Source organism: Gordonia oryzae, from assembly GCF_003797185.1.
In the GTDB taxonomy this organism is placed as follows: Bacteria; Actinomycetota; Actinomycetes; order Mycobacteriales; family Mycobacteriaceae; genus Gordonia; species Gordonia oryzae.
In genome coordinates this window covers 182,481-203,259 of the sequence record NZ_RKMH01000011.1, presented here as the reverse complement: position 1 = coordinate 203,259, position 20,779 = coordinate 182,481, and the positions used below count along the sequence as shown (strand labels likewise).

Annotated in this window: 26 protein-coding genes; 17 read left to right on the top strand and 9 right to left on the bottom strand. The window is 64.8% G+C overall.

The features are described 5' to 3' along the window. From EF294_RS15650 to EF294_RS15595, 12 genes are all read left to right on the top strand, one after another. Nucleotides 1-783 (top strand): aggregation-promoting factor C-terminal-like domain-containing protein (locus EF294_RS15650; protein ID WP_342774352.1); only part of this gene is annotated, 783 nt, incomplete at its 5' end. Continuing rightward, complete coding sequence (locus EF294_RS15645; protein ID WP_123931712.1) at nucleotides 780-1,703, top strand: hypothetical protein; 924 nt, start codon at nucleotides 780-782, stop codon at nucleotides 1,701-1,703. The genes EF294_RS15650 and EF294_RS15645, both read left to right, overlap by 4 nt. Beyond that, nucleotides 1,700-3,391: a Gp37-like protein gene (locus EF294_RS15640; RefSeq protein ID WP_123931710.1), complete on the top strand. Its 1,692-nt coding sequence runs from the start codon at nucleotides 1,700-1,702 to the stop codon at nucleotides 3,389-3,391. The genes EF294_RS15645 and EF294_RS15640 overlap by 4 nt, the downstream gene beginning before the upstream one ends. Nucleotides 3,392-3,421: 30 nt before the next feature. Next, entirely contained in the window at nucleotides 3,422-3,934 is a 513-nt protein-coding gene (locus EF294_RS15635) for a phage gene 29 protein family protein (protein ID WP_185091111.1), read from the top strand. Further along, nucleotides 3,931-4,635 carry a C39 family peptidase gene (locus EF294_RS15630; RefSeq protein ID WP_123931707.1) on the top strand — a complete coding sequence of 235 codons (705 nt, stop codon included), beginning with the start codon at nucleotides 3,931-3,933 and terminating at the stop codon, nucleotides 4,633-4,635. Before EF294_RS15635 ends, EF294_RS15630 begins: the two co-directional genes overlap by 4 nt. Then, entirely contained in the window at nucleotides 4,632-5,366 is a 735-nt protein-coding gene (locus EF294_RS15625; RefSeq protein WP_185091110.1) for a peptidoglycan recognition protein family protein, read from the top strand. Before EF294_RS15630 ends, EF294_RS15625 begins: the two co-directional genes overlap by 4 nt. Before the next feature lie 5 nt (nucleotides 5,367-5,371). After that, nucleotides 5,372-5,584 carry a holin gene (locus EF294_RS15620; protein ID WP_123931703.1) on the top strand — a complete coding sequence of 71 codons (213 nt, stop codon included), beginning with the start codon at nucleotides 5,372-5,374 and terminating at the stop codon, nucleotides 5,582-5,584. Next, nucleotides 5,581-5,913 (top strand): hypothetical protein, encoded by a 333-nt coding sequence (locus EF294_RS15615; RefSeq protein WP_123931701.1) that lies wholly within the window; start codon nucleotides 5,581-5,583, stop codon nucleotides 5,911-5,913. The genes EF294_RS15620 and EF294_RS15615 overlap by 4 nt, the downstream gene beginning before the upstream one ends. Before the next feature lie 41 nt (nucleotides 5,914-5,954). Then, on the top strand, nucleotides 5,955-6,140 hold the full coding sequence (locus EF294_RS15610; RefSeq protein ID WP_123931699.1) for a DUF7620 family protein: 186 nt from the start codon (nucleotides 5,955-5,957) through the stop codon (nucleotides 6,138-6,140). Continuing rightward, on the top strand, nucleotides 6,137-6,439 hold the full coding sequence (locus EF294_RS15605) for a putative phage holin (RefSeq protein ID WP_123931698.1): 303 nt from the start codon (nucleotides 6,137-6,139) through the stop codon (nucleotides 6,437-6,439). The genes EF294_RS15610 and EF294_RS15605 overlap by 4 nt, the downstream gene beginning before the upstream one ends. After that, nucleotides 6,436-7,071 carry a hypothetical protein gene (locus EF294_RS15600; protein ID WP_123931696.1) on the top strand — a complete coding sequence of 212 codons (636 nt, stop codon included), beginning with the start codon at nucleotides 6,436-6,438 and terminating at the stop codon, nucleotides 7,069-7,071. Before EF294_RS15605 ends, EF294_RS15600 begins: the two co-directional genes overlap by 4 nt. Nucleotides 7,072-7,323: 252 nt before the next feature. Beyond that, on the top strand, nucleotides 7,324-9,159 hold the full coding sequence (locus tag EF294_RS15595) for a hypothetical protein (RefSeq protein ID WP_123931694.1): 1,836 nt from the start codon (nucleotides 7,324-7,326) through the stop codon (nucleotides 9,157-9,159). A gap of 77 nt (nucleotides 9,160-9,236) precedes the next feature. On the opposite strand, the gene EF294_RS15590 is transcribed toward EF294_RS15595, so the two are convergent. Then, nucleotides 9,237-9,599: a hypothetical protein gene (locus EF294_RS15590; protein ID WP_123931692.1), complete on the bottom strand. Its 363-nt coding sequence runs from the start codon at nucleotides 9,597-9,599 to the stop codon at nucleotides 9,237-9,239. A gap of 82 nt (nucleotides 9,600-9,681) precedes the next feature. Between EF294_RS15590 and EF294_RS15585 the strand changes: the two genes are divergently transcribed. The 3 genes from EF294_RS15585 to EF294_RS15575 are packed head-to-tail and all read left to right on the top strand — an operon-like array spanning nucleotide 9,682 to nucleotide 11,421. Further along, nucleotides 9,682-10,728 carry a glycine-rich domain-containing protein gene (locus tag EF294_RS15585; protein WP_123931690.1) on the top strand — a complete coding sequence of 349 codons (1,047 nt, stop codon included), beginning with the start codon at nucleotides 9,682-9,684 and terminating at the stop codon, nucleotides 10,726-10,728. Beyond that, nucleotides 10,725-11,030: a DUF7233 domain-containing protein gene (locus EF294_RS15580; protein ID WP_123931688.1), complete on the top strand. Its 306-nt coding sequence runs from the start codon at nucleotides 10,725-10,727 to the stop codon at nucleotides 11,028-11,030. The genes EF294_RS15585 and EF294_RS15580 overlap by 4 nt, the downstream gene beginning before the upstream one ends. A gap of 1 nt (nucleotide 11,031) precedes the next feature. Next, complete coding sequence (locus EF294_RS15575) at nucleotides 11,032-11,421, top strand: hypothetical protein (protein ID WP_123931686.1); 390 nt, start codon at nucleotides 11,032-11,034, stop codon at nucleotides 11,419-11,421. Nucleotides 11,422-11,423: 2 nt separating this feature from the next. On the opposite strand, the gene EF294_RS15570 is transcribed toward EF294_RS15575, so the two are convergent. After that, nucleotides 11,424-11,666, bottom strand: coding sequence for a hypothetical protein (locus EF294_RS15570; RefSeq protein ID WP_123931684.1), 243 nt, complete (start codon nucleotides 11,664-11,666; stop codon nucleotides 11,424-11,426). A 172-nt stretch (nucleotides 11,667-11,838) separates the two neighbouring features. Then, complete coding sequence (locus EF294_RS21505) at nucleotides 11,839-12,009, bottom strand: hypothetical protein (protein WP_185091109.1); 171 nt, start codon at nucleotides 12,007-12,009, stop codon at nucleotides 11,839-11,841. A gap of 344 nt (nucleotides 12,010-12,353) precedes the next feature. Here EF294_RS21505 and EF294_RS21500 point away from each other — a divergent pair, with 344 nt between their 5' ends. Then, nucleotides 12,354-12,515, top strand: coding sequence for a hypothetical protein (locus EF294_RS21500; RefSeq protein WP_185091108.1), 162 nt, complete (start codon nucleotides 12,354-12,356; stop codon nucleotides 12,513-12,515). 413 nt (nucleotides 12,516-12,928) lie between these two features. Here EF294_RS21500 and EF294_RS15565 read toward each other — a convergent pair whose 3' ends face one another. The 3 genes from EF294_RS15565 to EF294_RS15555 all read right to left on the bottom strand — a co-directional run bounded on the left by EF294_RS15565 (nucleotide 12,929) and on the right by EF294_RS15555 (nucleotide 14,304). Further along, nucleotides 12,929-13,630: a hypothetical protein gene (locus EF294_RS15565; protein ID WP_123931682.1), complete on the bottom strand. Its 702-nt coding sequence runs from the start codon at nucleotides 13,628-13,630 to the stop codon at nucleotides 12,929-12,931. 99 nt (nucleotides 13,631-13,729) lie between these two features. After that, nucleotides 13,730-14,110, bottom strand: coding sequence for an XRE family transcriptional regulator (locus tag EF294_RS15560; RefSeq protein ID WP_123931680.1), 381 nt, complete (start codon nucleotides 14,108-14,110; stop codon nucleotides 13,730-13,732). Between the two features lie 2 nt (nucleotides 14,111-14,112). Continuing rightward, the gene (locus tag EF294_RS15555; protein WP_123931678.1) at nucleotides 14,113-14,304 is read right to left on the bottom strand and encodes a type II toxin-antitoxin system HicA family toxin; all 192 of its coding nucleotides are present in this window, start codon (nucleotides 14,302-14,304) and stop codon (nucleotides 14,113-14,115) included. A 391-nt stretch (nucleotides 14,305-14,695) separates the two neighbouring features. Between EF294_RS15555 and EF294_RS21695 the strand changes: the two genes are divergently transcribed. After that, nucleotides 14,696-15,481, top strand: a complete 786-nt coding sequence (locus EF294_RS21695) for a DUF4234 domain-containing protein (RefSeq protein ID WP_221182458.1) — start codon at nucleotides 14,696-14,698, stop codon at nucleotides 15,479-15,481. Nucleotide 15,482: 1 nt separating this feature from the next. Here EF294_RS21695 and nuoN read toward each other — a convergent pair whose 3' ends face one another. From nuoN to nuoL, 3 genes are read right to left on the bottom strand one after another with little or no spacing between them, the layout of a single operon-like run. Beyond that, complete coding sequence (nuoN, locus tag EF294_RS15545; RefSeq protein ID WP_123931676.1) at nucleotides 15,483-17,243, bottom strand: NADH-quinone oxidoreductase subunit NuoN; 1,761 nt, start codon at nucleotides 17,241-17,243, stop codon at nucleotides 15,483-15,485. Beyond that, on the bottom strand, nucleotides 17,243-18,853 hold the full coding sequence (locus EF294_RS15540) for an NADH-quinone oxidoreductase subunit M (RefSeq protein ID WP_123931674.1): 1,611 nt from the start codon (nucleotides 18,851-18,853) through the stop codon (nucleotides 17,243-17,245). Before EF294_RS15540 ends, nuoN begins: the two co-directional genes overlap by 1 nt. Before the next feature lie 3 nt (nucleotides 18,854-18,856). After that, complete coding sequence (gene nuoL, locus EF294_RS15535) at nucleotides 18,857-20,776, bottom strand: NADH-quinone oxidoreductase subunit L (protein ID WP_123931672.1); 1,920 nt, start codon at nucleotides 20,774-20,776, stop codon at nucleotides 18,857-18,859. Nucleotides 20,777-20,779 lie beyond the last annotated feature (3 nt).

Below are 20,779 nucleotides of genomic sequence, written 5' to 3'. Positions count from 1 at the left end.
CACGCCCACCACCCAAACGAAGGTGCTCAACACCATTCACCACGCTCCAGAAGGCCGGATCGGTGGATCGAGGCTAAGACGGCCAATTCGGCGAATAGTGCTGCGGACCAGCAGGGCGCGATTACCGATCCGGGTACGTCGAAGCCGGCGCCGGGTCAGGATCTTGGTGGTGCGGGTGGTGCTGCGGCGGCGTTGGCGTCGACTGGTAACCAGATCAAGGATGCGTTCCGGTCGGGGCTGCGTGAGGCGTGGCGGACGGGTCAGCCGTGGACAGACACCGACTGGATCGTGAATAGGGAGTCCTCGTGGAAGCCGGATGCCCGTAACGGCAAGTACTTCGGTCTAATCCAGGCGGGCGCCGAGGTGTACCAGGCGGCGGGTAAGTCGCCGACTACCACGGACCCGAAGGAGCAGGCCGAGGTCTATGACAAGTATGTCGGCGACCGGTATGGCGATCCGGAAGCCGCTCGCGCTCATCACGAGGCCAATAACTGGTACGACGCCGGTGGAGTGGGAATCGGTACCGGCTTGATGGCCAAGAATGTGTTGCGCCCCGAGCGAGTTTTGTCGCCGCGGCAGACCGAGGCCTTCGAGCAGATGGTGAACCGCAACTTCCAGGCGGGCGTCGGCTCCGATCAGATCATTGCGAAGCTCGATCAGTTGATCGGCGCGGTGCTGTCGATCGAGCCGGGTACCACCACTTTCCGGGATGAGAAGGAATACAACCGCACGTTGCAGCGTCGGCAGCATGCGCGTATCGCCGCGGCGAAGGGTGGGCGATGAGCACGGGTCTGAATATCGCGCTGGTGGGGATGACGCGTTGGCTGGTCCATGGTGGCGATCGGGCACCTGGGATCACTCTCGCTGAGGGTGGTGTCGACGGGCTGATTGATTCGCCGTTGGAGACGGAGTGGATTGACGATACCGAGATGGGTTCGGTGTTCGCCGGTGAGCGCTATCTGCCGCGTGACCTGAGGCTCGGCTTCTACATGTCTGATGAGCTTGCTGGCACTCCGATCGCTGGTCGTTTGGAGTCAGATTTCCGTGCCGAGTTCGCGACACGACCGGACCCGTGGGACCCCAGTCCGACGACGGCCAAGGTTGAGGTGACCTCGGATCTGTCGGGGTTGCGGTGGCTGTCGGATGTGGTGCTTAAGGAGACGCCGGAGCTGAAGACGGAGCGTGATCCCTACACTCGTCGGTTCTATGACATGACGTACATGCTGCGGGCCGGTATGCCGTTGTGGGACAGCGGCAAAGAGGTCACGGTGTTCGAGGGCACGACGGCATCGAAGTCGGGCACTATCTCAGTCAGCAATCCGACGGATATGCCGATGCGGCACACGTGGGTGATCGCTGGCGTGGGTGCGATCGTCACGTTGCCAGATCCGTCGTGGGTGGGTCCGAAGACTGCACGCGTCCCCGGTGGCGACTATCCGACGCGCACGGTCCCGTTGCCGCAGATCACCGCCGACGATCAGGGTGTCCGGATCACTCGTGAGCGCCGCAAGTTGCACGCTCAAACCTTCACTGGCAGCAACTTTCTGGTGCGGATGCTGGGCAACTGGATTCGCTTCGACATCCCGCCGTACACGCCGCCGACCGAGCTGCCAATCTCCTACACGGGCGCGGCGAACGGCTGCCGGATCGAGTGCCATCAGCCCAGGTTGTGGTCACGGCCGCTCGGGCTGGAGTTGATGTGAGTACCGCGACGCTGGATGGCCTCACTCTCGAAGAACAGTGCGAGGCCATCTGGGCCGCTACCGAGGCCGAGGAACTGCGGCTACGGCGTATGCAGCAGACGCCGCCCGGCCTGTTCATCTTCGACGGCAATCAGCACCTCCACCACCTTCTCCTTGACTGCATCTCGGTTCATGTCGAGGACCCGGAGAACGACACCGGACAGATCGAGCTAGAGCTACCGTTCTCACACCCGGTCGCACAGTGGATGCACGACGATCGTGGCCGGATGGCGCGCGGCGAGGGCGAACTGTTCCACATCGACGTCGAGCACAACGGCGTGCGCGTCACCGGCCGCTACGAGTCGAAGAAGGTCAAGAAGGACGCGAAGGGTCAACGCACCCTGCATGTTGTCTTCCTCACCGACTACGAGAATCTGAAATGGGTTGACCTGTGGAGCAACCCGTTCCTGCCTGCAATCTTCCAGTTCCCGCGCATCTTCCTTCTCGCCGGCCCCGCGATCTGGGCGCTCAAGACGAGCCTCTTCCTCAACTTGCTGCGCATCTATTCGTCGCTGTGGCAGATCCCTGACGATCCGATGAACCCGATTTCATGGCTCGACGGACTCGACATGTCGAACTGGGACATCGTGATCAAGCCGACCTCTTTCCTCGAGGATGTGGCGGCGGGCACGACATGGTGCCTGGTGATGAGTCGCTGGCAGAAGTGGCACGACGTCGCCGAGATGATCATGAAGGACGCCGAGCTGTCGGTGGTGACCCGCAGATACCGCCACGGTGATCCGGAGCCGTGGCCGGGCGCCGACATCAAGGACGGCGCACTGGTTATCGACATTGTGGACAAGTCCGGGCAGATGGAGGGCGCGGCAAACGGCGGCACCTGGTTCGACGGCCTAACGCGCACCGTCCGTGAGATCGGCGCCGACTTCATCGAGGACACGCTGGACGAGTTGACCGGTCAGCCGTCGTGGCTGGCGTCGCAGTTGGCGGACATGTTCCACACGCCGAAAGGCTATCCGCTGGTCCACTTTCCAGCGGATTCGGGCATAGAGACTGAGTTCACGACGACGCCCGCGAAGGGTGTGATCATCAATTGCGGTGGGCAGTCGGCGCCGGGAGTGAACGAGACGATCTCTGCCGGGGTGCAAACCATCGGCGATCTCGTGACGAGCAACCTCAACATCAACGGCTACGGCATCGGCGCCCAGGGCGGCGCGATCGATGCCGTTCTGAAGCCGTTCTACACCGACACTGTTGCGGCGTGGATGTCGACGAAACTCGTGAATCGTATTGCCCAGTCCGGTAGTTCGCACTATCTGGAGTATCACCTCGATCTACCAGGCAAGGCGTACACACTGTCGTCGGTGATGGCGATCCGGTCGGGGATTGTTGCGACTGACCGCAAGAAGAACGGCACCGTAACCTTCGATGCGGCCGGACCTTATGTGGTGGGTTGGCCGGGGTCGGGTCACGTCTACAAGGGTGACCGCGGCAGCTTCGAGGTGACCGGCGACCTGACCGGCGAGACCCATGTGCAGCGTGTGATGAAAGCGACATTCGACTGGTCGGCCAAGGATTTTGCGCTGTGGGAGCTGGAGTTTGGGCGCAAGGAAGACGAGGACCCGATCGCTCGACTGATGAAGGAGATCAACAACATGGCTAAGGCCGCAAGCGAATTGGGCGTGTGGTAGCCGATGTGTGAGTGCAAGCAGTGGGTCGATATGACCGAGGATGAGCGTGACGCCGAGATCGAGAAGGTCTCGGCGTTATTCGTCGGCCTGCCTGCCGTGGTGGGTGCGCCGCTGCTGATGGGTCCGGACTACTGGGTGGAGGTGGCGCGACATCTGGTGGAGACCGGGGTGCGGGCGTGCGCCGACCCGATCAAGCACTACGTGCCCGGTGACTCGCTGGACAAGTCAAAGGCTGCCGGGGAGTGGGTGTATGACGTCGACGACGTACCCGAGACTTACGAGGAGCGGGCGAAGCGTCTGGCGGTGGAGCAGCGCGAGCAGTTCCTCGCTGCGGTAGCGGCCAAGCGTGAGGCGGGAGAGCTGCCGCCGGAGAACGCGACTCGGCAGCAGCGTCAGGCGTGGCGAGTGAAGCGTGCCGCCCAGGCTGAGTCTGCGGCTATGGATCAGACGATCGCCGAGCGAGCCGCTACTGACACCCTGGCAGGCTCGCCGGTCGAGCGGGTGGCCAAGTCGCGCAGTAATCGACGGAAGAAGAAGTCATGACAGTCAGAACTCTCCCGGTGAATGCCGGGATCGTGACACAAGAGACCGGGTACAACTGCGGTCCGGCGACGACACAGAATGCGATCTGGGCGAAGACGCAGCGGGTGGTGCCGGAGTCGCAGTTGGCGCGCGAGCTTGGCACCACCGTGAACGGCACCGACAGTATCGCCTACCTGGATCGGGCGCTCGGCAACCACCTGGGCATCGACCACCTGACACAGTGGGTGCTTAACGATCCACCGACCCCCGCGCAGGTGAATGACTTCTGGGGTCGTCTCGTGCGCTCGGTGAACGCGGGCTACGCGGTGGCGATGAACTGGATTGCGCCGCCGAACAACTACCCGCGCGGGGTGGGCGGATCACGCTCCCCGAGTTACGGCGGCGGCACGGTCTATCACTACACGCTGGCTGCTGGGTACGACGACGCACACCGGTGGGTGTTTGTGGCCGACAGCGGGTTCCAGCCCAAAACGTACTGGATCACCGTCGAGCAATGCATGTCGCTGATCGCTGGCAAAGGCTACACCTACCCGAATCTGCCGACAGGCCTGAAAGTCACCGACGTCACGGGATTCACCTCGGCGTTCATGTCGGCCATCGGATCGGACGCCAAGGATGTGCTCGCCCAGATCGCTGGCCGCTGGCCACAACTCGGCGGCCGTACAGTTGCCGAAGCTGTCGCGGAGCTGATGAAACGATGACGTTCTACCAACGGACGGGCGCCCACCTATGGGATAAGCCACTGGTCAATCCGGAGTTCATCGCCTTCCACTCCACCGAGTCGGATACCGCCATGGCCGCGATCAACTGGATGGAATCACAGGAGAACGGCTCGTATCACGACCTGGTGGACATCAACGGGGACGAGTACCGCATGGTGCCTGACAACATGCAGGCGTGGGCAGCGATGCGCACAGGCAACGCACGAGGCCTCCATATCTGCGTGGCGGGCCGTGCGGCATGGCCGCGCAGTCGATGGGTGGGGTACGGCGACCAGATGCGCACAGCGGCAATGAGGATCGCCTACTGGTCCCAGATGCACAACATCCCGTTGGTGCGGATCGGCCCGGCTGATCTGCGCGCACGACGACGGGGTATCTGCACCCACGCGGATATCTCCAAAGCCTTCGGGGAATCGGACCATACCGATCCCGGAGTCAATTACGTGCTCCCCGAGGTGATCGGAATGGCACTCAATCAAGGAGGACTCGGCATGAGTGATGTCGATGCAATCAACAAGTTCACCGCCGACTTCAACGGGCCCATCGGCTCGGATGTGAAGGACGTGCGCCAGCAGCTCACCGGCGGCCGCGACAAGGGCCAGTACCCCGGATGGCCGCAACTGGGCAACCGCACCCTTGTGGACGCCCTCGCTGCCCTCTGCGCCGAGGCTGGCGTCGAAGGCTGCTACGACCCCGCAGCGAAGAAGTAACCGCCATGTGGTCCAAAACCTTCTGGCGCGACGCCGCTGAGCGCGCGGTCAAGACCGCAGCGCAATCGGCGATCGGTGTACTGACGGCAACCCCGCTGGCGAACATCGACTGGGAGGCGGGCGTCGGGATCGTCGGCGTCGCCACAGGAGTGTCGCTCCTGACGTCGATCGTGTCGAGCGGACGAGGCGACGCGGACAGCGCGAGTCTGGTGCGGTGATCACCGGTCCGCCGATCACCGACAACGTGGCCCTCTATGTCGTCGGTGTGCTGGCCCTGCTGCTGATATCGGTGCTGGGGCTGGTGATTCGCGCGATTGTCAAAGGTGACCTGCTCCCCAAGGGAACCGTCGATCGGTGGCTCGTCGAGCTGGATCAGCGGATCGCCGCACAGGCCAAAGCGCTCGACGCGGCAAGTGAGCTGACGATCGAGCAGGGGCACACGATTCGCGCCCAGGCTGACAGCATCAGCGACTTCGGCGAGGCGCAGCGCCTCCAGGTGCGCGTGGCCGCAGCGCTGCATCAGGTGACCGAGGCGGGTGACGTGTGATGTGGGGGCGACGTCACCCGCCGCCGCCGACCGTTGACCCCGTGGTCGTGGACGCCGAGAAGCGGAGGTCGGCCTGGGAGGCTGCGACCGAGCAGGTGCGCCGCGATCGGGTTGAGGTCGACGCCCGCCGCGCCGAAGCGGCTGACCTCCTGGCCCAGTCGCGAGACGCTGAGCGCCGCAACCATTTCGCCGAGGCCATCACCAAGAGCATGAGGAGAAAACCGTGACACTGTCCGACCTCGATCCGGGGGACTACGCCATCTTCGCGTGGACCATTCTCCAGATCGGGCTCACCGTCCTCTATGGACTGCGGTCCCGCTGGCGCGCATCCACCCCAGGCCAAATCCTCTTCACCTCTTTCGGGTGCACGAGCATCGCACTCACGCAGGTATCGGTCACCCTGCTCACCGATTCGAGCTACTACGGGCGCGATGTCGTCAGGCCAATCGCCTACACGCTCGGCATCTTCGGGACTCTCGTCATGATCAAGCTCTTGCTCCAGATGCAGCGAAGGGATCGTCGATGACTCGGGTGATCAAGGTTCGCGGCACAGGCGAAGCGATGTCGGGCGGCATGCTCGCTCCGATCGACGGTGAGGCGTTGCCGTACCGCGCGGAGATCGCACCGCTGGGCACGCAGTCGTATTCGACGTCGGTGGCCCAGTGTCGTGCAGCGTTGCGGTCTGTCGACGCTCAGGGCGAGCCGTGGGTGGGTGTGGGCTACTCGCTGGGTGCCGCAGCCCTCGGCGACTTCGTGATGCTCGAGCAGCCCAAGCATTGCCTCGGGATCGTGCTACTGGCCGACCCTTTGCGGTCGCGCAGCCAGTGCGCGAACCCGGTCCCGAGGGACCGGTGGGGCGTGGCAGGGGAGCGGCTGATCTCCGGTATTCCGCTGTACAGCTTCGCGATCCCCGACGACCCGATTACCTCGTGCCCTGGCGACAACGGGATGCGCCTGTTCGCGAACGCGGTCACTGGTCACCAGCAACCCGTTCAGCCCCGCATGCTGTGGGATGCGGGTTATACGATCGCCTGGCTGTGGAAGTACCTGCGCGCGGGCGACTCTCGGCACATCGTGTACGGCTCGGAGAAGCTGGCGGACGGGCGGACCTATGTCGAGGCAGCCCGTGATGCGGTGCGAGAGCTGGTGGCCGCATGACGTCACCGCAGATTCCGTCTCAACCTATCTCGAATCCGTATGCGCTGGTAGCGAATGCGGCGAACGGTGCGACGTCCGGCCTGTCTGAGTTCTCTTCGTGGACCAAGGAAGATTGGGATGCATTCCTGTCGGGCAAGTGGGCGCCGCACTTTGACGGGATAGGTGCGCCCGTTGCCGCGGCTTTCGAGTGGATCAATCCGATTGTCTCGGCATTCCAGGGTGACCTCGGTCCACTGGAGGACCTTGCTGGCGATGCAATCGAGGGAATCCAAGCCTCGTTCGGGGATCTTCTCGCCTCATTACACCGGCACCGATCCTGCATTGACAGCGATCCAGACGATCGTGTCGGCGTTGCGTGGTGGTCTGACTGGCCTCATCGACTGGTCGCGTATCCCGCAGATGCCCGTGGGGGCTATCACGAACGCCCCTGGCCCGAACCTGTTGTCGGGGTTCGGTGACTTCGCCACGGCGGAGACGATGGACGGTGGCGGGAACCCTGTGTGGGATGCGACGGTCGGCGGTGGATCGTCGCGGTTCACGCTCGATGGGCAGCGGCATGTCCTCACGTCGGAGCTGGTGGCGGTAGCCGAGGGTCAGCCACTCACCGTGTCTGGTCTCGCGCGTAAACAGTCTGCGGCCGGGTCGGGCAATGTGGCTCAGCTCGTGGTGATGCCTTTTGCTGGTGTGGCCGCTCAGGCTGAGGTGGTGGTCGGTGGTATCACGGCGGGTACGGACATGACGGGTACTACGGTGTCGGGTCCGTGGACTGTGCCTGCGGGTGTGGATGGGGTGAGGGTCCGGGTGACCGGCGAGGCCGCGGGCACATCCGGGCAGGTGTGGTGGGATGACGTCACGCTGCGCAAGGTTGCGACGTCGCTGCCGCCGAGTTTCATCTCCGGGCTTGAGGGTGCGCTATCTCAGCTGGGCGCGGACGTGAACGCAGCGTTGGGCTGGATCAAGTCGCTGATCGAGAAGATCACCGGGCAGGCGCGGGCGTCGATCGAGGATGCGATCGCCGACGCATTGGCGTTCGGCGCGCAGCTCAAGACGATTCTCGGCGGCGGCACGGTGGGTTCTCCGTTGCCGAATCTCACTGGCGCGGTGGTCGGATCGTTGCAGACGATGCTCACCCAGATCGGGGACCTTTTCGCGGGAGCGGCGGTCACCCCGGTCAATGGGATTGTGCAGGGCATCAAGGACTGGATCGCTGCGTTGACGGGGTGGAAGTCGGACGCGGCAGCCAAGTCCGACAACATCATTGACGCGATCTTGAAGGGCGCGAACGGCGATGCGGTCGGGTCGAACCCCTTGACGTCGCTGTTCAACGCCGTCTTTGGGGTGAAGTCGACGGCCGATGCGGCGCAGGCGGGCGTGGTCGACCTCCGTGAGCAGCTACAGGCGGTATCGGTCACTCAGCAATGGGTCTCGCTGTCCACCAACGACATTGCCTCGTTCCCTCGGGTACTCCTCGGACTTGGCGTTTCGGGGGGGACGACCGGGGCGGCTGGAGCGATGTCTTGCGGCGATACCGCGCACTCGCACACAGCGCACTCACACTCTTACAATCCGGGCAACGAGATGCCGACGCTCTCACCGAGCAAAGGCGTGATCGGTTTCGTGCCTTTGGTGGTCGACCGGTACTGCCGCCCTCGCTACCTCAAGCTGATCACCGGAGCGTCCGGATGGTCTCTGTTCTCGATTGACTACTGGTACGTCGGGCTCTACAAGTACAACCCGAACGACGGGAATCTGTACAAGATCTACGACGGTGGCGACCAGAAGAGTGCTATCACGACCGCCTCGAAGCTGCACGCATTCGACATGGGCACCACTCTGGCCAACCTCACCCCGGGTGAGATCCTGTTCGCGGCGCAGCTGCAGAACGCGAACGCGCTGACTAGCACTCGACCCATCGCCGGGTTGTGGCAGCCAGGCCTCGTCGACCCATCCTCGGAGCTGCTGGCCGCGCCGTTCTATCAGCTTTCGGGCCAATCGGCTCTGCCGACGAGCGTGGCTCTCTCTGGCCTGTCTGCCAACAACGGCGCGCTCCCGTGGATGGGTGTCGGCACGATGCCAGCGGCATCGTGACTCATAAGGAAAGGAGGCGGGAATGACCTGGATCGGCTCGGTCGAGATCACACCACTGCAGTCAGGCGGCGGGGGAACTACCGTTGGGCCACCACCGCAATCGGAAGCGATACGGTTCCCGCGATCTGGAAAACGTAGCGACCGTCGTAGGGAAGCTGCATACGCACATTGGTCAGGAAGAATCCGCCGTCTTGTCCGGTCCTGGTTACCTCGGGAATTTCGAGGTCGAGATGCATGACGTTGGGGTCGGTTCCGAAGTGGACGTCGATGGGCAAAGTGGTCTGATTGTCGTTGGGTTCGCTCTGCGTAAGGACAACGAGAACTGGACTGATCATGCGGTCATCGCCGACATGCCACCGTGTCAATGCTCCGCCAAGGACGTACAACTTGTTGTCGGCAACGCTGGCTGCCTCGGCGAAGAATGCTCCCGTGACTATCATCTGATCTATCGACCCCTTTCCGGTCGTTCACGCCCCCGGCAGTTCGCACCTGCGCGGGGGCATCGTCGATCCAGGGTATGCGATGACCTGGTCTCCTGACGGCCCGACCATTACCGCCCTCACCCGCCAGGGATGGACTGTCGACGGCCCTGACCCGGTGGCCGTCGAGTCCCGGCGCGGGTGGCTATGGGTGCCGCAGGCTGTCGGTGACGACATCGGCACCGTGCTCGACTGGGGAGCTACCGCGCCACGCACGGGTGGCCGCGAGATCGTAGCGACGACCGAACGAGGCCTCGTCGGTGTGCTCGCGCTGATCGGTGCCGACCGTGCGACACCGTGTGATCGGGGAATCATCCTGCCGCGCACCGCCGGCCAAGAGATCGCCACAGCCCGCGACGTCGGCCGACTCGGCGTGCAGGCACGTGAGACCGCGGCGGCTCGCGATGCCGGGTTGGTTGCTGTCGCGTCGTCCGGCGCCGACCGCCCCGCAGCGGGTGACCGCGGGGTGTCGGCCGCTCTACGGCTTGCGGGCGCCGAGGGCGGCGCGACCACCGACGTCGGCGTGGGCGGGTTCTCACCGCAGGCCGCTGTCACCGCCACCTACAGCACCGCGGCGACGAGCACCTTCACCATCCCCGTGTGGTGCACCTACCTCGACGTCGTGCTCCTCGGTGGCGGCGCGTCCGGACAGACCGGATCAGGTGCGAATGGGCAGGCGGGCAAAGGTGGACAGCCTGGGTCGTGGCTGTCGCTGACACTGCACCGCGGCGTCGACATCCCGTGGACGGTGCGGACGTTGTCGGTGACCGTCGGCGCCGGAGGTGCGCAGGCCGCCAACTCCGACCTTGCCGCTCCCAACCCTGGAACGGCCACCACCGCTACCATCAACGGCACCACCTACAGCGCGGCCGGCGGGACAGGGACCGTCAGCACCCAGGCCGGCGGCGCGCCCGGCGATCACACCCGTACCGGCGTTACCTACTCCGGCGGCACTGGCGGGGCCAGCAGCGGCACCGCAGGCACCGCTCCCGGCGGCGCGGGCGCGGGCGGTAATGGCGGATACTTCACGACCCGGACCCGTGGTGCGGCAGGCGCACTCGGACGAGCATGGATCAGGAGCTACCAATGACAACGATGGTCGACGCCGACACCACCATCACCACCGCCCCCGGCGTGCCCTACTACGTCCCGCTGGGCACCTACGTGTACTCGGTCAACCCGTCCGAGCAGGAGGGGATGCTCGCTGTCGCGGTGCACATCGCCTACGACTACGAACCGTTCTTCGACGGCAACGCACCAGCATTCGAGTTCCAGGCCGACGAACTGATCGCTCACGACGCCGACCGCTACACCCTCACCGAGAACATCACCTGCATCAGCACACCCGACGGAACGGGCGGTCGGATCACCACGCGGAAGGAACAGAACTGAGATGTCCAACATCTACGACGATGACTACCTCACCGGTGGTGCCGATGCGCTCGCCGCGCTCGGCAACCGGATCGGCCTTTACCTGTCCGACGGCTCCCGCGTCGGCCCCACCAGCGGCAGCGTCATCTACGCCGACACCACCTGGGGTGCCGCCGCCCTCTCCGGGACCGGCGGCGCGCGCGTGGCGACCAAGATCGGGTCGAAGGTGACGATCACCGTCCCCGGCGGCACCGTCGCCAACGGCGCGGTCATCAGCCACTACGGCATCCACAACGGCACCACACGGCTCCGACGGGTCGATCTGAAACCGTTGACCGCGACCGTCAGCGACGGCTCTCAGGCCTTCACTATCGACGTCACACCCACCCTCGTCTTCGACGGCGTTGAGTAGCGTCAGGCCCCCTCGGTCTTCCGTGGCCGCCCAGGCGTAGTTGCCCGGCTCGCGGCCCACGCACGGATGGTGTCGGGTGCCCACAGTCGCACCGCACCCCGCGGCATCGGGTCACCCGGCTGCCAGTCGTCGGGGACGCCGGCCACGACGTCGGGCGCGGGAAGGGTGGTGTACTTGCCGAGGTCGGAGCCCTTGCCGACGCCGACTTCGGCCGCAGCCTGGTTCAAGTTCCACATGCGCAGCATTTCGTTGCTCCCTGGTTGACCGCATGACCGGTTCCGAATTTACCCGTTGCCGACGGTTGCACGATACGATGACGCCCACCTCGGGCGGGCGCTCTCTCTGACAAGTCAGCTCCCTTGTGCCCGAGGATCGAAGCCGCCCCACTCCTGGTGAGTGGGGCGGCTTTCGTAGTTCTCAGACCCGGTGGCTGTCGATGATCTCCCAGGCTATCTCCTGCTCCTCGTCGTCGAGGCGGTGGTGCCGGCCGAGGGGCCCGAAGCTGCTGTTGATGTCTGCGAGTGCAGCCTCGAGGTCGAAGTCCTCGGCGTCGATGTTGAGCTGGAGGGCGAGTGTGCTGGCGGTCATGGTGTCTCCTTGGTGGGTGTTGCTCTCTCTGACACCTCTAAATATACCCGTTCCCAACGGGTAGGTCAACATCGAGAAAGGCTGTTTCATAACAGACTGAAGAGTGGACAATGCCGTCCGGAACGGGTATATTAATAGGTGTCGGGGACGCAACAACTGCAAGAGAGGAGGTGAAAGCTAGTGGACAAGGTCGATCTCGCGCTCATCATCGCGACAATCTCGGCAGTCCTGCAGGCCGTGTCGGTCTGGCAGAACCGGGACCGCGAGTAGCGTGAGGGGACCGGGGGTATGCAAGGTACCCCCGGTCCCACCGACCACTATCCCACTGGTGAACAGGTATGAGAATGATCCGAGATCGAGGAATCCAGGCGAGCGTGGCCACTGCCGGCGTCCTGGCCGTCGTCACTGCGGCGGCCTACAGCCCCGCAGTACTCGCCGTCTGGGCGGCATGGGCCGGGATCACGGTTTGGGCGGTCGCCGAAGCGCGCCGCAAACCCGCTCGCTGATCATGCAAGACAGCCGCCCCCGGTCCACACGGATCGGGGGCGGCTTCGTTTTTGCTCCCTCAGCGAGACCGCTTCGTCGTCACTGGCGTGGTGACCCGGTGCGCAAATCGCCGGTACGCATTCTGACGTGCGATACCGAGCGCATCACCGATGTAGTCCCAGCTCATTCCCGCGTCCCGTGCCGACTGCACGGCCTGCAGTCGTCCCCCAACACCTCGGCTATCCGCTCCACCAGCCCCGGCATCTCCCGCCGCCGCCCGTACATCACCTCGTCGATCTCCACAGCCAGGCTTTCGAGCTCCGGGTCCGGGGGTGCCCACGGACCTCGACGCGCTCACCCTTGCCATCTGCGCCCACGCCCTATTGGCCCTCGTCCGGGACGCGCGAGTGCGGTAGCGCGCGTGGATCTCCTCTCAACACCACCTCGTGTGGCGGCATGGATGAACGTTTGGGAGGTTGGGGTTCGGGATGTTGTAGTAGTTCGTCGTCCCGCCGCTGCCGTCACCACCCGGCGTTACCGGGGTAGTGGTCACCGATGTGGCGACCTCGGTGACCGTCCACACTGCGGCGCGGTTCGGGCTCTCTCCGCCCGCTTTGGCACCGGACGCGAAGCGGATCTGCGACGGCTGCGCTTGGGTGGACAGCGACGCATCGAGTCGACCTCGTACGCTGCCCGACAGTCGCTCCCCGAACCCGCCATCGCCGTAGGTCGACAGCGGGGTGTCCTGCCCACCGGCTGTGACCAGCGTCCAGGCGGTGTATCCCGGAATGAGGACACCGCTCGTGATGTCGATCGTGGCGTCGACAACGAGGTGATAGTCCGAGGTGCGCGTGACAGCGGTCGCGGTGACCGTCGCCGCGAAGCTGCTGCCGTCCTCGTTGTGGCCGCTGATCTTCTGCGGCGTTCCGAGTGGGACCGAGGGCAGGTCGGCCGCCACGGTCGATGTCGCCGAACTCGTGGTCGTTGGCGCGTTGAACAACCGCGACGTGGTGGTCGTGCCGGTGGCGGCAACCTTCGGAGTCGGTGCATCAGGGAGGCACGACCCGATCAGGGCGAGCAGCAGGATAACGCCGATTCCGGCGAGGATGAGTTGGGTGCGACGCTTCTTCGGCACTGGCAGATCCTAGAGCCCGATATGTCGGACCGCGACACGGAGCTGTCGGATTCCTTCGGTCGGGGGACATACCTCGTGTATCTGGAATCTACCGAGGGGTCAGTCGTCGCCCGACGCGGCGGTCAGCTGCGAGACGCGCTGTGGTGAGACCTGCATCAGGTAGCCAACATCTCGTACCGAGAGTCCCTGCTCGCGGAATCGTAGTGCTACTCTCCGGGATTCGCTGGCAGTCTCGCGCTGAATCTCCTCGAGGCGGCGCAGGTGCGACCGGACGTCGGCGAGTGCTTCGCGGTCGGCATCGGAGATATCGGCCTCGACAGTGACAGCGCCGACGGGCGTTCCGAGGTCGGTGGCGGCACCCTGTACTGCGTCTGCGACCTGCTCAAGTCGGCGCACTTGGGTGTAGAGCCCGGGGATTGAGGGCACCTCGACGGCCCACCAGTCCCCGGACCGGCGGGCGATGGCATGGGTGTCGGCCATAGTCACCGATCTCCCTTCATGTGGCGAAGGATGCCCTTCGCGGTCAGTTCGTTGATCTCGTTGTGTCGCGGCACGGTGGTGCGGCGGTCGCCGATAGTGACGATGGTGTGGCTACCTCCTTCGGAGACCTCCATCTCCGCGCCCGCGTTCTTGGCGATCTTGCGGAGTTCCTTCATCACTGCTTGGCGTTTCATAGTGTAAGTCTATCCCGTCTAGACGGCAAGTGTCAAGGGGGGGTGGACTAGATGATCCGGTTGACTCGGCGCACGTGGTACCCGAGGTACCACACGATCACGTCATGATTACGTTTACGCAGGTCAGGCGCGTGTCATCCGGGAGCCACTTCCAACCCGGAAATATCCTCTGACCTGCGAATTCAGTGGGGTTCAAATCCCTCCGCCACCGCCGACAATGGCCCCCTATCCTCGCAGATGGGGGGCCATTGTGCTGTCCGGGGAGGGCTGTGCCGTACTTGTGGTGGGTCACCGGGTGATCTACAAGTACGGCTCACCGCGTATGGCTGCCGTCGACCGTTCGTCTGAATCCCGTGGACCTGGGCCGACCGCTGGCCGATGATCAATACGCATGAGCATTCCGCAGCAGCCGGGTAACGATGAGAATCGGTCCGGACCGTCGAACGCGCCGACGGCCCACTTTCAGAAGCAGAGCCCGGTGCGGCAGGGGCGGGCGCAACATCATCAGGCAGCGCCGGGTCCGGACGGGCAACGGACCACTGCGTACCAACGTCCGCCGGCGCCGAGGCCGACCGAGGCGCCGACGCGGGTGCACGCACGGCCACAGATAGCGCCGCCGGCCGGTCCGCCGCGCCATATCCCACCGACCGTCCAACCCGGCATCGCCCAGCACGGCATGGGGCAGTCGCAGGTCCCGCCGGCACGGCCGGTCCCGCCGGCACGGCCGGACGCGCTACTTCCGGCACCGGGCGGACACATCCCGACCGGGCGCCCCGTCGCCGACGGCGCGGCAATGAAGAAGCGCAACCCGATTGCGGTGTGGATCGGCCTGCCACTGATCACCCTCGGGATCTATTCGCTGGTTTGGTACTACAAGATCAATAAGGAGATGGCCGCCTTCGATCGGCGCAAGGAGATCTCGGCGGTCGGGCCACTGTTGGTCATCATCTTTCTCGGCTGGACGGTCATCGCCCCGATCATCAGCTTTCACAACACCGGCAAGAGTATTCGTGAAGCGCAGCGTAGCGCGGGGCTACCAGAGACATGTAATCCCTTGCTGTGCTGGGTATTGGGCCTTGTCTTCGGCCTGCACACCTTCTACATGCAGAGCGAACTGAACAAGATCGCCGACCGCTTTGGAGTCGAACCGGGCACGACGGTGCCCCTGTTCGCCTGATTCACAGGAACGATCCGGCCCCACCGACGAGGTCGAGGAGTGGTTGCGGAAAGAACCCGAGCACGATCGTGACCACCGTGCACAACGCAATAGACGTTGTCGTCAAAGCGCTGGGTCGCACCACATGCGGCGCGTCGACGGGTACGTCGGAGAAGAACATCGCCACGATAATGCGGATATAGAAGTAGGCCGCGATGGCGCTGCTGATCACACCAATCACCACCAGTATCGAGCCGCCGCTACCCGAGACCGCGGCGAACACATCGAATTTGGCGATGAAGCCACTCGTCAAGGGTATGCCGGCGAACGCCAGCAGGAACATAGAGAACATCCCTCCCACAAGCGGATAGCGCCTTCCCAGACCGGCCCACTGGTCGATGCCGGTGGCCTCGCGTCCGGAGCGGTGCGCCCCGGTGGCACCGTCGGTGCGCGCCGAGCCGGTGAACGTCGTCGGCTCGCGAACAACCGAGACCGTGGCGAACGCGCCGAATGTCGAGAAGGCGTAGGCGGCAAGATAGAACAGGGTCGCGCTGACACCAGCATCATCAAAAGCAATGAGCCCCAACAAAATAAACCCCGTGTGTGTCACCGAGGAGTAGGCAAGCAGACGTTTGACGTCGGACTGGGGCACCGCCATCACCGCACCGCCGAGCATGGTGACGATCGCCACCGCCCACAGCGCCGGCTTCCATTCGTCGGCGAGTGCACCGAAGCCTGTGGAGAAAACCCGCAACAGCGCGCCGAACGCGGCGATCTTGGTGGCCGCGGCCATGAACGCGGTCACCGGCGTGGGTGCGCCCTGATAAACGTCGGGGACCCACGAGTGGAACGGCACCGCACCGATCTTGAACAGCAACCCCACTGAGAGCAACGCCAAGCCGATCAGCGGGAGCAGTACCTCACCCGACGTTCCCGCGGCGGCGCGATCGACACTGATCCCGATGACCGTCAGGTCCAGCGAGCCGGCGCCGCCATAAACGAAGGCGGCGCCGAACAGGAAGAACGCCGACGAGAAGGCGCCCAGTAGAAAGTATTTGAGGGATGCCTCCTGGGAGAGCAGGCGGCGGCGCCGGGCGAGGGCACACAACAGGTACAGCGGCAGCGAGAACACCTCGAGCGCGATGAACATGGTGAGTAGATCACCGCACGCGACGAACAGCATCATTCCGCCGACCGCGAGCAGGGTCAGCGGGAAGACCTCGGTGGTCACGCCACCGGCGCGGGTCGCGTCGAACTCGTCGTCGGAATTCGGGATGCTCGCTCCCGACGGCGTGAACATGTCGGCGCGGTCGCCGGTCAGCGTGGCCTGTGCTGCTGCCCCCGGCCCATCACTGACTCGACGTCGACCGGCCGGGTGTTTCACTGAGCGCGTCGACGGCGCTACGACCCGCTCGAGTCCGCGCTCGGCCAGGAACGCCACGGCGAGCACGGAGATCACCAGCAACAGTCCCTGCAAGAACAGGGCGGGCCGATCGAGCACCACTGCCCCGGACACCGCGGTCCGTCCCTGACCGCCGTCGTCGGTGAGATGAACGGCCAGCACGATCACCGCGATCAGCGCGGCCACCAGCCCTGCCGTCGACAGCACCAGTTGGGCGCGCCACCGGCCCGCCCGCGGCGCGAACGCCTCAACCAGCACCCCGACCACGCCGACGCCGAAGACGATCAACATCGGTGACAGCAGATAGTATTCGACGTGGGGCGGGGTGATCGCGGTCAGCGCCGTCGTGATTTCGTGCGCAGTGGTCACGTGTGCCCCCATCACTTGCCACCTCCGGTGTTCGGGACCACCACGGCCGGTGCCGGGTCGTCGCGTCCCACGGTGGTCAGCGTGTGCGAGACCGTGGGGGTGATCAGAGTCAGCAGAGGCTGCGGGAAGAACCCGAAGACGAGCAGCAGGGCGAGCAGCGGTGCCACGACGAGACGTTCGCGACCGTGTAGATCAGGCATCGCCCGACGGGCGGCGCCGGGACCCTCCACCGGTGTCGGCGAGCCACCCATCATGCGTTGATAGAGCCAGAGAATGTAGATGGCGGACAGGACCAACGCGCTCGACGCCGCGATCGCGGCGACCGGGTACCGGGTGAAAGTGCCAATGAACACCAAGAATTCGCTGATGAACGGAGACAGGCCGGGAAGGGACAGGGTGGCCAGCCCGGCGACGAGGAAGGTGCCGGCGAGGACCGGCGCGACCTTCGCGATGCCACCGTAATCGGCGATCAGGCGGCTACCGCGTCGCGAGACGAGGAACCCGGCGATCAAGAACAGTGCCGCGGTGGAGATTCCGTGATTGACCATGTACAGGGTGGCACCGCTCTGCGATTCGCTGGTCATGGCGAACACGCCGAGGATGATGAAGCCGAAGTGCGAGATCGAGGTGTAGGCGATCAACCGCATCATGTCGGTTTGCGCTATGGCCAGGATCGCGCCGTAGACGATGCCGATCACCGACAGCGCGATGATCAGTGGGGCAAAGGTTTTCGATGCCTCAGGGAACAGCTGTAGACAGAACCGTAGCATCGCGAAGGTACCGACCTTGTCGACGACGGCCATCATCAGCACCGCTGACGGCGGAGTGGCCGCCACCGCAGAATCGGGCAGCCAGGAGTGCAACGGCCAGAGCGGAGCCTTGATCGCGAAGGCGATCATGAAGCCGCCGAACAGCAATGCCGGCACCCCGGTGCTCGCGTCGAGGCGTCCGCCGGCCACCGCGTCGGAGATCGCCGGGAGACTGAAGGTGCCGCGGCCGTCGGCGCCGATCCCCGAGCGTGCGGTCACGACGTACAGCCCGATCACCGCTGCGAGCATCAGCAGCCCACCGAACAGGTTGTACAACAGAAACTTCACCGCGGCGGCGGCCTGCGTGCCACCGCTGCCGAAACCGCCGATGAGGAAGTACATCGGGATCAACATGGCCTCGAACACGATGTAGAACAGCAGAACATCGGTGGCGACGAAGCTCATCAGCACCATCGCCTCGACCGCCAGCATCAACGCGAAGTAGGTGTGCGGGCCCTTCTGCCGACGTCCACCCGAATGATCCAGGGAACCTGCATGATCGGCGTCACGCCAGCCGGCCAGCACGAGGATCGGCATCAGCACGGTGGTAAGCAGAATCAGGACCAGCCCGATACCGTCGAGACCCAGTTCGTAGCGTGCGCCGAACGAGGGGATCCACCGCACATTCGTGACGAACTGATAGCGCGGGCCGTCGGGATCGAAACCGATCGCGAGCCCGACCGACACCACCAGCGCGGCTACCGTGCCGAGTAGACCCGCCCACTTTGCGAGATCGGGGCGTTGTGCCGGGATCACAAGCACACCCACGGCGACCACTGCCGGGATCAGCCACAGGATCGTCAACCAGCCCATCGTCTACACCCCCCTAACCAGCATCAGCGCGGCCACCACGACAGTCGCCCCGGCCAGCATGGTCAGCGCATACGATCGGACAAAACCGCTCTGCCACAGCCGTATTCGATTCGACGACGCGGTGACCAAGGTGCCGATGCCGACCCCGGCGCCGTCGACCCCCTCGGACTCGAGGACGTCGAGACCACGGGCGAGCGCCTGACCGGGCCGCATCAACACGCGTTCGTTGAACGCGTCGCCGTAGAGGTCGCGACGTGCCGCGACCGTCAGTGCGGTGACCTCGCGCGGTGCTGTCAGCGGTATCGGAGCCCCGGCGTATCGCGCCCACGCGACACCGATACCCGCCGCGACCACTACCAGGACACCCACCGTTACGACCCAGGCGGGCACCGGCAGCTCGATGTGATGCTCGCCGACCACCGGTGTCAGCCAGTGCACCAGCGCGTCGCCGCTGACCAGCAACCCGCCCGCGGCGACCGATCCGAGTGCGAGCAGGATCATCGGGCCGGTCATCGAGGCCGGCGCCTCGTGTGGGTGTGCCTCAGGTGCCCAACGCTTTTCGCCGAAGAAGGTCATCAGCATGATGCGGGTCATGTAGAAGGCGGTGATGCCCGCACCGAGCAGCGCGGCCCCACCGAGGAGAACCCCGTGCACACCGCCGGCACCGAAGGCCGCCTCGATGATCGGGTCCTTGGAGAAGAACCCCGAGAACGGGGGTACCCCGATCAATGCCAGATAGCCGAGCCCGAAGGTGACGAAGGTGATCGGCATGAATGTGCGCAGCCCGCCGAATCGGCGCATGTCGGTCTCGTCGTTCATCGCGTGCATCACCGAGCCCGCCCCGAGGAACAACCCGGCCTTGAAGAACCCATGGGTGAGCAGATGCATGATCGCGAATGCGTAACCGGCCGGCCCCAATCCCGCGGCCAGCACCATGTAGCCGATCTGGCTCATCGTGGAGGCGGCCAGTGCCTTCTTGATGTCGTCCTTGGCGCAACCGATGATCGCGCCGAACAGCAGTGTCACCGCACCGACGACCGCCACGGCCAGACGGGCGTCCGGGGCGACGTCGAAGATCGCGTGCGAGCGGGCGATCAGATAGACGCCTGCGGTCACCATGGTCGCCGCATGGATGAGCGCCGACACGGGCGTCGGGCCCTCCATCGCGTCACCGAGCCACGATTGCAACGGCACCTGGGCGGATTTGCCGCACGCGGCGAGCAACAGCAGGAAACCCAGTGCGGTCATGGTGGCGTGTCCGGCGGCGTCGGCACCGGCGAACACGGTGGTGAACGACACCGATCCGAAGGTTGCGAACATGACCATCAGCGCGACCGCCAACCCGACATCGCCGACGCGGTTCACCACGAATGCCTTCTTCGCGGCGGTCGCCGCCGAGGGCCGCTGCTGCCAGAAGCCGATCAGCAGGTAGGACGCGAGACCGACTCCCTCCCAACCGAGATAGAGGCCGAGGTAGGAGTCGGCGAGTACCAGCACGAGCATCGCGGCGAGGAAGAGGTTGAGGTAGGCGAAGAATCGGCGACGGTCGGGGTCTGCGGCCATGTAGCCGATCGAATAGATGTGGATCAGGGTGCCGACGCCGGTGATCAACAGGACGAAACATATCGACAGCTGATCGAGATAGAGCCCCATGTCGACGCTCAGGCCGCCGCTGTCGGCTCCGGCCGGGGTGATGTGCAGCCACGTGAACAGCACCTGGTGTACGGGACGGTCGGCGGTGGTCCGGCCGAGCATCCCGACGAACAGTGCGACGCCGACGCAGAACGACGCTCCGGCTAGCACGCATGCGAGGTAATGCCCCCAGCGGTCGGTGCGCCTGCCCGCCAACAGCAGCACTGCCGCACCCAGTAGTGGCAGCGCGGGAACCACCCAGAGGATGCTTGCTGACGTGTCGGCGCTCATGCC